At 69.2% G+C, this 13,198-nt stretch carries 12 protein-coding genes and 1 pseudogene; 12 read left to right on the top strand and 1 reads right to left on the bottom strand.

Annotation, left to right across the window (positions count from 1 at the left end):
* From manB to manA, 3 genes and pseudogenes are all read left to right on the top strand, one after another.
* Nucleotides 1-745, top strand: a pseudogene (gene manB, locus A5692_RS25725) (phosphomannomutase/phosphoglucomutase); the annotation flags it as partial.
* Nucleotides 742-1,842: a TobH protein gene (locus A5692_RS25730; RefSeq protein WP_068061824.1), complete on the top strand. Its 1,101-nt coding sequence runs from the start codon at nucleotides 742-744 to the stop codon at nucleotides 1,840-1,842. The pseudogene manB and the gene A5692_RS25730, both read left to right, overlap by 4 nt.
* Before the next feature lie 8 nt (nucleotides 1,843-1,850).
* Complete coding sequence (manA, locus tag A5692_RS25735; RefSeq protein WP_068061827.1) at nucleotides 1,851-3,077, top strand: mannose-6-phosphate isomerase, class I; 1,227 nt, start codon at nucleotides 1,851-1,853, stop codon at nucleotides 3,075-3,077.
* Between the two features lie 12 nt (nucleotides 3,078-3,089).
* On the opposite strand, the gene A5692_RS25740 is transcribed toward manA, so the two are convergent.
* Nucleotides 3,090-4,529, bottom strand: a complete 1,440-nt coding sequence (locus A5692_RS25740) for an NAD(P)/FAD-dependent oxidoreductase (protein WP_231984462.1) — start codon at nucleotides 4,527-4,529, stop codon at nucleotides 3,090-3,092.
* Between the two features lie 99 nt (nucleotides 4,530-4,628).
* Here A5692_RS25740 and A5692_RS25745 point away from each other — a divergent pair, with 99 nt between their 5' ends.
* From A5692_RS25745 to mtrB, 9 genes are all read left to right on the top strand, one after another.
* On the top strand, nucleotides 4,629-6,137 hold the full coding sequence (locus A5692_RS25745; RefSeq protein ID WP_068061831.1) for an APC family permease: 1,509 nt from the start codon (nucleotides 4,629-4,631) through the stop codon (nucleotides 6,135-6,137).
* A 101-nt stretch (nucleotides 6,138-6,238) separates the two neighbouring features.
* The gene (locus A5692_RS25750) at nucleotides 6,239-7,474 is read left to right on the top strand and encodes an alkane 1-monooxygenase (protein WP_068061834.1); all 1,236 of its coding nucleotides are present in this window, start codon (nucleotides 6,239-6,241) and stop codon (nucleotides 7,472-7,474) included.
* Entirely contained in the window at nucleotides 7,471-7,638 is a 168-nt protein-coding gene (locus A5692_RS25755; protein WP_068061836.1) for a rubredoxin, read from the top strand. The genes A5692_RS25750 and A5692_RS25755 overlap by 4 nt, the downstream gene beginning before the upstream one ends.
* A gap of 10 nt (nucleotides 7,639-7,648) precedes the next feature.
* Nucleotides 7,649-7,831, top strand: coding sequence for a rubredoxin (locus tag A5692_RS25760; protein ID WP_007168093.1), 183 nt, complete (start codon nucleotides 7,649-7,651; stop codon nucleotides 7,829-7,831).
* 49 nt (nucleotides 7,832-7,880) lie between these two features.
* Nucleotides 7,881-8,477, top strand: a complete 597-nt coding sequence (locus tag A5692_RS25765) for a TetR family transcriptional regulator (protein WP_102419932.1) — start codon at nucleotides 7,881-7,883, stop codon at nucleotides 8,475-8,477.
* A gap of 97 nt (nucleotides 8,478-8,574) precedes the next feature.
* On the top strand, nucleotides 8,575-10,047 hold the full coding sequence (gene ahcY / locus A5692_RS25770) for an adenosylhomocysteinase (RefSeq protein WP_068061838.1): 1,473 nt from the start codon (nucleotides 8,575-8,577) through the stop codon (nucleotides 10,045-10,047).
* Between the two features lie 31 nt (nucleotides 10,048-10,078).
* The gene (locus tag A5692_RS25775) at nucleotides 10,079-10,768 is read left to right on the top strand and encodes a dTMP kinase (protein WP_068061840.1); all 690 of its coding nucleotides are present in this window, start codon (nucleotides 10,079-10,081) and stop codon (nucleotides 10,766-10,768) included.
* Between the two features lie 80 nt (nucleotides 10,769-10,848).
* Complete coding sequence (gene mtrA, locus A5692_RS25780) at nucleotides 10,849-11,535, top strand: two-component system response regulator MtrA (RefSeq protein ID WP_064954863.1); 687 nt, start codon at nucleotides 10,849-10,851, stop codon at nucleotides 11,533-11,535.
* Between the two features lie 13 nt (nucleotides 11,536-11,548).
* Nucleotides 11,549-13,198 (top strand): MtrAB system histidine kinase MtrB (mtrB, locus tag A5692_RS25785; protein WP_082963081.1); only part of this gene is annotated, 1,650 nt, incomplete at its 3' end.

Here is a 13,198-nt window from a genome sequence, read left to right on the forward strand (position 1 = left end):
GGCCAACCCGCTCGACCCGGCCAACCTGGTCGACCTGCAGGCCCACGTGCGCGACACGGGTGCGGACATCGGGCTGGCCTTCGACGGGGACGCCGACCGCTGCTTCGTCGTCGACGAACGCGGCCGGCCCGTGTCGCCCTCGACGGTGACCAGCCTGGTGGCCGCCCGGGAGCTGCGCCGGGAGATCGGCGCCACCATCATCCACAATGTGATCACCTCCCGCGCGGTGCCCGAGTTGGTCACCGAGCGCGGCGGCACACCGCTGCGCTCCCGCGTCGGACACTCCTATATCAAGGCGATGATGGCCGACACCGGCGCCATCTTCGGCGGCGAACACTCCGCGCACTATTACTTCCGTGACTTCTGGGGCGCGGACTCCGGGATGCTGGCGGCGCTGTACGTGCTGGTTGCCCTCGGCGAACAGGACCGGCCGTTGTCGGAGCTGACCGCGGACTACCAGCGCTACGAGTCGTCCGGCGAGATCAACTTCACGGTCGCCGACGCGTCGCTGTGCACGGAGGCGGTGCTGAAGTCCTTCGGCAGCCGGATCCACTCCATCGACCACGTGGACGGGGTGACCGTCGACCTGGGCGACGGCAGCTGGTTCAACCTGCGCAGCTCCAACACCGAGCCGTTGCTGCGGCTCAACGTGGAGGGGCGCAGCGCCGAGGACGTCGACGCGGTGGTGGCCCAGATCAGCGCGGAGATCAAGGCGCAGTCGGCGCCCGCCGAGGCCGCGCCGTGAGCGCCGTGCGGGCGATCGATCTCGAGGACACCGAGGGTCTGCTCGCCGCGGACCGCGACGGCATGCTGCGCTCGGCGTCGTCGGCCGGCGCGCAGGTGCGCGCGATCGCTGCGGCGGTCGACGAGGGCGCGCTGGATACCCTGCGGACCGACGACCGGCCGCGCAGCCTGATCTGGGTGGCCGGCCGCGGGGCCGCCGACAGCGCCGGCGCCATGCTGGCCGCGACGGTGGGCGGTGCGGCTTTCGAGCCGATCGCGCTGACCGCCGAGGTCCCGCCGTGGATCGGCCCGCTCGACGTGCTGGTCGTGGCGGGCGATGACCCCGGCGATCCCGCGCTGGTCGGCGCGGCGGCGACTGGGGTCCGGCGGGGGGCGCGGGTGGTGATCGCCGCGCCCTACGAGGGGCCGCTGCGGGATTCCACGGCCGGTCGGGTGGCGGTGCTGGCGCCGCGCCTCGCCGTGCCCGACGAGTTCGGCTTGTGCCGGTACCTGGCCGCGGGCCTGGCCGTCGTGCAGACCGTGGACCGGCGACCGGGCATCGACCTGCGTGCGCTGGCCGACGAGCTGGACGCCGAGGCGCTGCGCAACAGCGCGGGCCGCGAGTTGTTCACCAACCCGGCCAAGACCATTGCCGCGCGCATGGCCGACCGTCCGGTGGCGCTGGCCGGCGATTGCGCCGCGACGCTGGCGCTGGCCCGGCACGGCAGTTCGGTGCTGCTGCGGATCACCCACCAGGTGGTTGCCGCCGCCGGATTGTCCGACGCCGTCGTCGCGCTGCGCGCCGGCGCCTTCGGCGGCTTCCCGGATCCCGCCGAGGCGCTCTTCCACGACGAGCAGATCGACGGCCCGCTGCCCCGGCGGCTGCTGGTGCTGGCGCTGACCTTGTCCGCCGAACAGCCGGTGGTGGCGGCCCGCACCGCGGGACTCGACGACGTGTACCTGCTCGCCGCCGAGGACGTGCCCGACGGACCCGGCGGCTCGGCCGGCTCGACCGTCGCGCCGGCGTTGGGGGGCGCCATCAGCGCCGAGCAGCAACTGGCAGTATTGGCCGTCCGGCTGGAGATGGCCGCGGTTTACGCGCGATTGGTGCGGGGATAGATAGAACAGTGGAACTGCTTCGCGGAGCCTTGCGGACGTACGCCTGGGGATCACGCACCGCCATCGCCGAATTCACTGGGCGGACGGTTCCGGCCGCCCATCCGGAGGCCGAGCTCTGGTTCGGCGCACACCCCGGCGACCCGGCCTGGCTGGAAACCGATCATGGCGAGATCACGCTGCTCGATGCGCTCGTCGAAGACCCGGAGGGACAGCTCGGCCCCGCGGCGCGCGCCCGATTCGGAGACGTGCTGCCGTTCTTGGTCAAGGTGCTCGCGGCCGACGAGCCGCTGTCCCTGCAGGCCCACCCGAGCGCGGCGCAGGCGGCCGAAGGTTACCTGCGCGAGGAGCGGCTGGGCATCCCGCTGTCCTCCCCGGTGCGCAACTACCGCGACACCTCCCACAAACCCGAGCTGCTGGTGGCGCTGCAGCCGTTCGAGGCGCTCGCCGGATTCCGTCAGGTCGCCCGCACCGTCGAGCTGCTGCGCGCCCTGGCCGTCTCCGACCTCGACCCCTTCATCGACCTGCTCAACGACCAGTCCGACGCCGACGGCCTGCGAGCGCTGTTCACCACCTGGATCACCGCACCCCAGCCCGACATCGACGTGCTGGTGCCCGCCGTGCTGGACGGCGCCATCCAGTACATCAGCTCCGGGGCAACGGAATTCGCCGGCGAGGTCAAGACGGTGCTGGAACTCGGGGAACGCTATCCCGGCGACGCCGGGGTGCTGGCGGCGCTGTTGCTGAACCGCATCACGCTGGCCCCCGGCGAGGCGATCTTCGTGTCGGCCGGCAGCCTGCACACCTACCTGCGCGGGTTCGCCCTGGAGGTGATGGCCAACTCCGACAACGTGTTACGGGGTGGCCTCACCCCCAAGCACGTCGACGTCCCCGAGTTGCTGCGGGTGCTCGACTTCACCCCGACCGCCGAGGCCCAGGTGCGGTCCCACGTCCGCCGCGAGGGCCTCGGCCTGATCTACGAGACCCCGGCCGACGAGTTCGCGGTCGCGCTGCTGGAGCTCGACGGCGACTATCTGGGCCACGAGGTCGACGCCTCGTGCAGCCACGAGGGCCCGCAGATCCTGCTGTGCACCGAGGGCTGCACGACCGTGCACGGCAAGTGCGGTTCGCTGACCCTGCGGCGGGGGATGGCCGCCTGGGTGGCGGCCGACGACGCCCCGATCCGGCTGGTCGCGCGTGAGCCCACCAAGCTGTTCAGGGCGACTGTGGGACTGTAGGGGGCGACGGTCTCATAGTGGCGACCTGGGGGCACGCCCCCAGAGGGAGGTACCCCCACCCGCTTGCGGGGCGCATCGCCCGGCTTCGCCGCGCTCGCGATCGCCACGGGCGGCCGGACGGCGCTCGCCCAGCCACAGCCGCAGGTTGTGCGCGATGGCCCGCCCGACGATGCGTGGCGGCGGGATCATGTACAGGCTGTCCAGCAGTGAGAACCGGCGCAAAAACCATTCCGCCAGAACGGGATCCGTCTCGGCGGCCCCCAGGAATTGGTCGAACAGCGCACCGGAGGGCCGCCACCACCACGGGATCGGTCCCTTGGTGCCGGCGTGGTGAAAGGTGACGTCGCCGATGGCGTTCATGATCCAGACGGGGAAAGTGGTCTTGGCGGTGGCCCGGCTCAATTCTGCGGCCAGCTGCTCGTCGGGGGAGGACAGTGCGCGCCGCAGGTGACCGGCCTGCAACGAGGTCATCGTCATGCCCTGCCCGAAGGTCGGGTTGAAGCTGGCGACCGCGTCGCCGAACGGGATGATCCCGGCGGGGAAGCGGTCGAGCTTGTCATACCGGCGCCAGCGGCTGGCCGGAAACGCGTGGAACGCCGGTTCGCCCAGGGGTTCGGCCTGCGCCAGGGCGGCGCTGAAATGGGCGGGGAGCAGCTCGTCGGCCAGCGCCCGCATCTCGGGAAACGTCCGGGGAGGTTTGACGTTGGCCACCCCGAAGGTGGTCAGCACCCAGGTGCCGTCCTCGTAGCACAGCATGCCCAGCCCGAGTGACTTGTCGTGCGAGGCGCCGGCGACCACCACCTTCTCGGCGATCACGCCTTCGGGGATGCGGAACTGCTGGGTGGCGTAGTGGATGCCGATGTCCAGGGCGTCTTCCCGGGGGCGCTCGTACCCCCACTGCTCCAGCCACACCGGCAGCCGGGTGCCCCGCCCGGCCGCGTCGACGACCAGGTCCGCGGCCACGAATTCCGGCTCCCCGCCGTCGGTGTCGGCTGCGTCCAGCACCACCCCGGTCACCCGCCGGCGGGCCGGGTCCAACCGCGGTTCGGCCACGGAGCGGCGCACGATCGCGACGTTGTCGGTGTCCCGGACTCGTTTGCGCAACTGCCACTCCAGATGGGGGCGGCTGGGCACGTACGCGGTGAATTCGTCGCGCAGCGTGTGCCCGGTCCCGAGCACGTGGCCGGCGGCGCCGAGGTGAATGCAGTCGGGCCGGTTCTGCAGCATCGGCACGCCGGCGGACACCATGTCTTGCAGCAAACCGGGGAACAGGCTCTCGAACTCCATTGCGCCGCGGGCCATCAGCATGTGCAGGTGCCGGTCCTGCGGGACCGCCGCCCGGTTCGCCGGTGTGTCCGGCAATTCGTCGCGCTCGTAGACGGTCACGCGGGAGTAGGAATCCGAGAGCACCCGCGCCGCGCACAGGCCGGCGATGCTGCCCCCGATGACCACGGCATGGTCCCTGGTGTTTGCTTTGGTGTCCGGCATCTCGGCAGAGTACCCAGTACTGTGACGGACCAATGGGTCCCAGTTGATTCCGAAGGGCGACGGATGGCCAACCGATGGCGGACGAAGTCGGTCGAACAATCGATCGCCGACACCGATGAGCCCGACACCCGGTTACGCAAGGAACTCACCTGGCTGGACCTGGTCGTTTTCGGCGTCGCGGTGGTGATCGGCGCCGGTATCTTCACCGTCACGGCCTCGACGACCGGCGACATCACCGGCCCGGCGATCTGGATTTCGTTCGTGATCGCGGCCGTCACCTGCGCGCTGGCGGCGTTGTGTTACGCGGAGTTCGCCTCGACGCTGCCGGTCGCGGGCAGCGCCTACACCTTCTCCTATGCCACCTTCGGGGAGTTCCTGGCCTGGATCATCGGGTGGAACCTGCTGCTGGAGCTTGCGATCGGCGCGGCGGTCGTGGCCAAGGGGTGGTCGAGCTACCTGGGCAACGTCTTCGGGTTTGCCGGGGGCACAACCGAGTTCGGGTCGGTCAACCTGGACTGGGGCGCGCTGCTGATCGTCGCCGGGGTGGCGACCCTGATCGCGCTGGGCACCAAGCTGTCGTCGCGGTTCTCCGCGGTGATCACCGGCATCAAGGTGTCGGTGGTGCTGTTGGTGGTCGTCGTCGGCGCCTTCTACATCAAGGGCTCCAACTATTCGCCCTTCATTCCCAAGCCCGAGTCGGGGCACGAGGCCTCGGGCGTCAATCAGTCGGTGCTGTCGCTGCTGACCGGGGCGCACAGCAGCCACTACGGGTGGTACGGCGTGCTGGCGGGCGCGTCGATCGTGTTCTTCGCGTTCATCGGTTTCGACATCGTCGCCACCATGGCCGAGGAGACCAAGCGGCCCCAGCGCGACGTCCCGCGGGGCATCCTTGCGTCGCTGGCCATCGTGACCGTGCTCTACGTCGCGGTCTCGGTGGTGCTGTCCGGCATGGTCTCCTACACCCAGCTCAAGACGGTCCCCGGCCACAAGCCGGCGAACCTGGCCACCGCGTTCACCGCCAACGGGATCCACTGGGCCAGCAAGATCATCGCGATCGGGGCGCTCGCCGGGTTGACCACCGTGGTGATGGTTCTGATGCTCGGCCAATGCCGCGTGCTGTTCGCGATGGCGCGCGACGGCCTGTTGCCGCGGCAGCTGGCGAAGACCGGCGCGCGCGGCACCCCGGTCCGGATCACCGTGCTGGTCGCGGTGGTCGTGGCGGCGACGGCGTCGGTGTTCCCCATCGCCAAGCTCGAGGAGATGGTCAACGTCGGAACCCTGTTCGCGTTCGTCCTCGTCTCGGCCGGCGTCATGGTGCTGCGGCGCACCCGCCCGGACCTGGAGCGCGGCTTCCGGGCGCCGTGGGTGCCGGTCCTGCCGATCGCCTCGATCTGCGCCTGTGTCTGGCTGATGGTCAACCTCACCGCGCTGACCTGGGTGCGATTCGGCGTCTGGCTGGCGGTGGGAACCGCGATCTACGTCGGCTACGGATACCGGCACTCTGTGCAGGGCCGGCGCGAGGCCGACGGGGTCGCACCGCCCGCGCGCGCAGAACCCGACACCGTGCCGTAGCGACAGCGGTTTACAAAACAACGCCTCGTGTCTAGACACGAGACGCGATAGGCGATAATGTCAATCTCCAACGTGGTGTGACTCACAAGGAGGTTTGGCATATGACCACATTGAGGCCGCAATCGGAAGCCGCTGAGGCGCCGGTCTGGCGAGACAAGAAGCGCCGGCTCTGGCTCATGGGTCTGATCGCCCCGACGGCGCTCTTCGTGATGCTGCCGATCACCTGGGGGCTCAACCAGCTGGGGTGGCACGCCGCCGCACAGGTGCCGCTGTGGATCGGGCCGGTCCTGCTCTATGTCCTGCTGCCGATCCTCGACCTGCGGTTCGGCCCCGACGGGCAGAACCCGCCCGACGAGGTGATGGAGCAGCTGGAGAACGACAAGTACTACCGCTACTGCACCTATATCTACGTTCCGTTCCAATACCTGAGCGTGGTGGTGGGCGCGTACCTCTTCACGGCGTCGAATCTGAGTTGGCTCGGCTTCGACGGTCCGCTGGGCTGGGCGGGCAAGCTGGGCGTGGCGCTGTCGGTCGGTGTGCTCGGCGGTGTGGGCATCAACACCGCGCACGAGATGGGCCACAAGAAGGACTCGCTGGAGCGGTGGCTGTCCAAGATCACCCTGGCGCAGACCTGCTACGGCCACTTCTACATCGAGCACAATCGCGGCCACCACGTGCGGGTGTCCACCCCGGAGGACCCGGCCTCGGCCCGCTTCGGGGAGACGTTCTGGGAGTTCTTGCCGCGCAGCGTCTTCGGCAGCCTGCGCTCGTCGCTGCGGCTGGAGGCCCAGCGGATCCGCCGGCAGGGGAGCAGCCCGTGGAACCCCAAGACGTACCTGTCCAACGACGTGCTCAACGCCTGGTTGCTGTCAGTCGTGTTGTGGGGCGCGCTGATCGCGGTCTTCGGCCCGGCGCTCATCCCGTTCGTGGTCATCCAGGCCGTCTTCGGCTTCAGCCTGCTCGAGTCCGTCAACTACCTGGAGCACTACGGGCTGCTGCGACAGAAGCAGGCCAACGGTCGCTACGAGCGCTGCGCGCCGGTGCACAGCTGGAACTCCGACCACATCGTCACCAACCTGTTCCTGTACCACTTGCAGCGGCACAGCGACCACCACGCCAACCCGACGCGCCGCTACCAGACGCTGCGCAGCATGGAGGGCGCGCCCAATCTGCCGAGCGGGTACGCGTCGATGATCTCGCTGACCTACTTCCCGGCGCTGTGGCGCAAGGTGATGGACCACCGGGTGCTCGAGCACTACGACGGCGACATCACCAAGGTCAACATCCAGCCGCGGATGCGCGCGCGGGTGCTGGCGCGCTACGGGGTGCCCGCATGACCGCCTACCGCTGCCCGGGCTGCGACTACACCTACCAAGAATCCAAAGGCGAACCGCGGGAAGGCTTTCCCGCGGGTACGCCCTTCAGTGAGATTCCCGACGACTGGTGCTGCCCCGACTGTGCGGTGCGCGAGAAGGTCGATTTCGAAGCGACGATGGGATAGGAGTGAACCGATGAGCGACTACAAACTCTTCGTCTGCGTGCAATGCGGATTCGAATACGACGAGGCCAAGGGCTGGCCGGAAGACGGCATCGCGCCGGGAACCCGCTGGGACGACATCCCCGAGGACTGGAGCTGCCCGGACTGCGGCGCGGCGAAATCCGACTTCGAGATGGTGGAGATCGCTCGTTCGTGATCGGCGCGAAAGCGGCTCGAAAGCGGCTATTGTCGCGCCTGTGAAGCGGATGCCCTACCCCGAGGCGTCGCGGGTTCTGCTGCGCGACTCGGTGCTGGACGCGATGCGGGAGTTGCTGCTGACCCGCGACTGGTCCGCCGTCACGCTGTCGGACGTGGCCCGCGCCGCGGGCATCAGCCGCCAGACCATCTACAACGAGTTCGGCTCCCGGCAGGGCCTGGCGCAGGGTTACGCCCTGCGCCTGGCCGACCGGCTGGTCGACGCCGTGCAGGACGCCATCGACGCCAACGTCGGCAACATCTACGAGGCGTTCCTGCAGGGCTTCCGCGCCTTCTTCGCCGAGTCGGCGGCGGACCCGTTGGTGATCTCCCTGCTGACCGGGGTAGCCAAGCCGGACCTGTTGCAGATCATCACCACCGACAGCGGGCCCATCATCACGCGGGCATCGGACAGGCTGAGCGCGTTCTTCACGCAGAGCTGGGTGGCCACCAGCGACTCCGACGCCGGGGTGCTGGCGCGGGCCATCGTGCGGCTGGCGATGAGCTACGTCTCGATGCCACCCGAGGCCGACCACGACGTGGCGGCGGACCTGGCGCGGCTGATGACGCCGTTCGCGGAGCGTCACGGCGTCGTCAACGTCCCCTGACGCCCTCGCGCGGCCGCCGACTACAGTGGCGCAAGAGCGTATACCTAAGCTAAGTAATCCGCTGGGAACCCAAGCCGTAGTAAGGAATGAGACTTTTATGACGACGACCGAAAGTTCGCTGACCGCCGACGTCCGCAACGGCATCGATTTCAAGGTCGCCGACCTGTCGTTGGCGGAATACGGTCGCCGGGACATCGAACTCTCCGAGCAGGAGATGCCGGGTCTGATGTCGCTGCGCCGCGAGTACGCCGAAGTGCAACCGCTGAAGGGGGCGCGGATCTCGGGCTCGCTGCACATGACGGTGCAGACCGCGGTCCTCATCGAGACCCTCGTCTCGCTGGGTGCGCAGGTCCGGTGGGCGTCGTGCAACATCTTCTCCACCCAGGACCACGCCGCCGCCGCCGTGGTCGTCGGCCCGCACGGCACCCCCGAGGAGCCCAAAGGTGTCCCGGTGTTCGCCTGGAAGGGCGAGACGCTGGAGGAGTACTGGTGGGCCGCCGAGCAGATGCTGACGTGGCCCGACGAGCCGGCCAACATGATCCTCGACGACGGCGGCGACGCTACCATGCTGGTGCTGCGCGGCGCGCAGTACGAGAAGGCCGGCGTGGTGCCCCCGGCGGAGGAGGAGGACCCCACCGAGTGGAAGGTCTTCCTGGAGCTGCTGCGCAAGCGCTTCGAGACCGACAAGGACAAGTGGACCAAGATCTCCGAGTCGGTCAAGGGCGTCACCGAGGAGACCACCACCGGCGTGCTGCGGCTCTACCAGTTCGCGGCGGCCGGTGACCTGGCCTTCCCGGCGATCAACGTCAACGACTCGGTGACCAAGTCCAAGTTCGACAACAAGTACGGCTGCCGGCACTCGCTGATCGACGGCATCAACCGCGGCACCGACGTGCTGATCGGCGGCAAGAAGGTGCTGGTCTGCGGCTACGGCGACGTGGGCAAGGGCTGCGCCGAGTCGGTCAAGGGTCAGGGCGCGCGCGTCGTCGTCACCGAGATCGACCCGATCAACGCGCTGCAGGCGCTGATGGAGGGCTACGACGTCGAGACGGTCGAGGACGCGATCTCCAGCGCGGACATCGTCATCACCGCCACCGGCAACAAGGACATCATCACGCTGGCGCACATGAAGGCGATGAAAGACTATGCGGTGCTGGGCAACATCGGGCACTTCGACAACGAGATCCAGGTCGCCGCGCTGGAGCGCTCCGGCGCCACCAAGACCAACATCCGCCCGCAGGTCGACGTGTGGACCTTCCCCGACAGCGGCAAGTCGATCATCCTGCTGTCCGAGGGGCGGCTGCTGAACCTGGGCAACGCGACCGGCCACCCGTCGTTCGTGATGAGCAACAGCTTCTCCAACCAGGTGATCGCCCAGATCGAGCTGTGGACCAAGAACGACGAGTACGACAACGAGGTGTACCGGCTGCCCAAGCACCTCGACGAGAAGGTGGCCCGCATCCACGTCGAGGCGCTCGGCGGCAAGCTGACCAAGCTCACCAAGGAGCAGGCCGAATACATCGGCGTCGACGTCGACGGCCCCTACAAGGCGGACCACTACCGCTACTGAGTCAGGTCGCTCGCCCGATAGGCTCGGCGCCGTGCTCATCGCGATCGAAGGGGTGGACGGCGCGGGCAAGCGGACGCTGTCCGAAGGGCTGCGCAAGGCCTTCGAGGCGGCCGGGAAGTCCGTGGCGATCACGGCCTTCCCGCGCTACGGCAAGTCGGTGACGGCCGACGTCGCGGCCGAGGCCCTGCACGGCGAGCACGGTGACCTGGCGTCTTCGGTCTACGCGATGGCGATGCTGTTCGCGCTCGACCGGGCGGGCGCCGTGGACGACATCGAGGCGCTGCGCCGCGACCACGACGTGGTGATCCTGGATCGCTATGTCGCGTCCAACGCCGCCTACAGCGCGGCGCGCCTGCACGAGGGCGCCGGCGGGGCGGCCGCCAGCTGGGTGCTCGAGCTGGAGTACCGGCGGCTGCGGCTGCCCGCGCCGGACTGGCAGGTGCTGCTCGAGGTGCCGGCGGAGCTGGCCGGGCAGCGCGCGCGCAGCCGGGCGCAGTCCGACCCGGGGCGGGCGCGCGACAGCTACGAACGCGACGACGAACTGCAGTTGCGCACCGGCGCGGTCTACGCCGAGCTGGCCGCCGCGGGCTGGGGCGGGCCCTGGCTGGTCGCCGACGCGGACGTCGATCCGGCCCGGCTGGCCGCCACCCTCATCGGCGCCAAGGACGTGCCGCCGACCGTCCGGGAGGGCACACCCGGGGCGCCGGGCAGGGGTTTTTGACCGGAAATGCCTCCATATTTGCGGCTCGGCCCAAGAAACGCCCGTGTGGCGCGCCAGTTTTGTCCCGATCTGGTGACACCATGGACTGCATGAGGCAAAGGATCTTAGTCGTCGATGACGACGCTTCGCTGGCCGAGATGCTCACCATCGTGTTGCGTGGGGAGGGTTTCGACACCGCGGTCATCGGTGACGGTACCCAGGCCCTGACTGCGGTGCGCGAACTGCGCCCCGATTTGGTGTTGTTGGACCTGATGCTGCCGGGCATGAACGGCATCGACGTGTGCCGCGTGCTGCGCGCCGACTCCGGTGTGCCGATCGTGATGCTGACCGCCAAGACCGACACCGTGGACGTGGTGTTGGGCCTGGAGTCGGGCGCCGACGACTACATCATGAAGCCGTTCAAGCCCAAGGAGCTGGTGGCCCGGGTGCGGGCGCGGCTGCGGCGCAACGACGACGAGCCCGCCGAGATGCTCTCCATCGCCGACGTCGAGATCGACGTGCCGGCGCACAAGGTGACGCGCAACGGTGAGCAGATCTCCCTGACGCCGCTGGAATTCGACCTGCTGGTCGCGTTGGCGCGCAAACCGCGCCAGGTGTTTACTCGTGATGTGCTGCTCGAACAGGTGTGGGGCTACCGGCACCCGGCGGACACCCGCCTGGTGAACGTGCACGTCCAGCGTCTGCGGGCCAAGGTTGAGAAGGACCCGGAGAACCCGACCGTGGTGCTGACCGTTCGAGGAGTGGGATACAAGGCCGGACCTCCGTGATCCGGGGGCGCCATTGATCTGGGGCTCTCGGCGACGTACTAGGAGCCGTTGGGGGCGCTCCGGCCCCATGACCCGCGGCATGGGTGCGGTGAGTCGCGCCGTTGCCGTTGCCTGGCGCCGGTCGTTGCAGCTGCGAGTAGTCGCGCTGACGCTCGGGATGTCCCTGGCGGTGATCCTCGCGCTCGGCTTCGTGCTGACTTCTCAGGTCACCAACCGTGTGCTCGACGTGAAGGTCAAGGCCGGCATCGAGCAGATCGAGCGCGCGCGCACCACCGTCGGCGGGATCGTCAGCGGCGAGGAGACGCGCTCGCTGGACAGCAGTCTGCAGCTGGCCCGCAACACGCTGACGTCCAAGACCGACTCGGCGTCGGGCGCGGGGCTGGCCGGTGCATTCGACGCGGTGCTGATCGTGCCCGGTGACGGCCCCCGCGCGGCGACCACGGCCGGCCCGGTCGACCAGGTGCCCAATTCCCTGCGCGGCTTCGTCAAGGCCGGGCAGGCGTCGTACCAGTACGCCACGGTGCACACCGACGGCTTCTCGGGCCCGGCGCTGGTCATGGGCACGCCGGCGTCGTCGCAGGTGGCCAACCTGGAGCTGTACCTGATCTTCCCGTTGAAGAACGAGCAGGCCACCATCACGCTGGTCCGGGGCACGATGATCACCGGCGGCGCGGTGCTGCTGGTGCTGCTCGCCGGGATCGCGCTGCTGGTCTCCCGCCAGGTGGTGGTGCCGGTGCGGTCGGCCTCGCGGATCGCCGAGCGGTTCGCCGAGGGGCACCTGTCCGAACGAATGCCGGTGCGCGGCGAGGACGACATGGCCCGGCTGGCGGTGTCCTTCAACGACATGGCGGAGAGCCTGTCCCGCCAGATCACCCAGCTCGAGGAGTTCGGCAACCTGCAGCGCCGGTTCACCTCGGACGTTAGCCACGAGCTGCGCACCCCGCTGACCACCGTGCGGATGGCCGCCGACCTCATCTACGACCACAGCGCCGACCTCGATCCGACGCTGGCGCGTTCCACCGAGCTGATGGTCAACGAGCTGGACCGGTTCGAGTCGCTGCTCAACGACCTGCTGGAGATCTCCCGGCACGACGCCGGTGTGGCCGAGCTGTCCGTCGAGGCGGTGGACCTGCGCACCACCGTGCAGAGCGCGCTGAGCAACGTCGGCCACCTGGCCGAAGACGCCGGCATCGAGCTGCTCGTCGACCTGCCCGAAGAAGAGGTGATCGCCGAGGTCGACACCCGGCGGGTGGAGCGGATCCTGCGCAACCTGATCGCCAACGCCATAGACCACGCCGAGCACAAGCCCGTGCAGATCCGGATGGGGGCCGACGAGGACACCGTGGCCGTCACCGTCCGCGACTACGGGGTGGGGCTGCGGCCCGGCGAGGAGAAGCTGGTGTTCAGCCGGTTCTGGCGGGCCGACCCGTCGCGGGTGCGCCGGTCCGGGGGCACCGGGCTGGGCCTGGCGATCAGCGTGGAGGACGCCCGCCTGCACCAGGGCCGGCTGGAGGCGTGGGGTGAGCCCGGTGAGGGCTCGTGTTTCCGGCTCACCCTTCCGCTGGTCCGCGGCCACAAGGTCACCACCAGCCCGCTGCCCATGAAGCCCATTCCGCCCACCGCGACGACGGCGACGGGCCCGCAGCAGACCAAAGACCGGTCG

This window comes from Mycobacterium sp. E342, assembly GCF_001667665.1.
GTDB lineage: Bacteria > Actinomycetota > Actinomycetes > Mycobacteriales > Mycobacteriaceae > Mycobacterium.

Bases quoted from the DNA above. Each gene is read 5' to 3' on its own strand.
- A5692_RS25745 (WP_068061831.1), top strand. From the start codon at position 4,629: ATGGCCAACCGATGGCGGACGAAGTCGGTCGAACAATCGATCGCCGAC.
- A5692_RS25750 (WP_068061834.1), top strand. From the start codon at position 6,239: ATGACCACATTGAGGCCGCAATCGGAAGCCGCTGAGGCGCCGGTCTGG.
- A5692_RS25755 (WP_068061836.1), top strand. From the start codon at position 7,471: ATGACCGCCTACCGCTGCCCGGGCTGCGACTACACCTACCAAGAATCC.
- A5692_RS25760 (WP_007168093.1), top strand. From the start codon at position 7,649: ATGAGCGACTACAAACTCTTCGTCTGCGTGCAATGCGGATTCGAATAC.
- A5692_RS25765 (WP_102419932.1), top strand. From the start codon at position 7,881: ATGCCCTACCCCGAGGCGTCGCGGGTTCTGCTGCGCGACTCGGTGCTG.
- ahcY (WP_068061838.1), top strand. From the start codon at position 8,575: ATGACGACGACCGAAAGTTCGCTGACCGCCGACGTCCGCAACGGCATC.
- mtrA (WP_064954863.1), top strand. From the start codon at position 10,849: ATGGACTGCATGAGGCAAAGGATCTTAGTCGTCGATGACGACGCTTCG.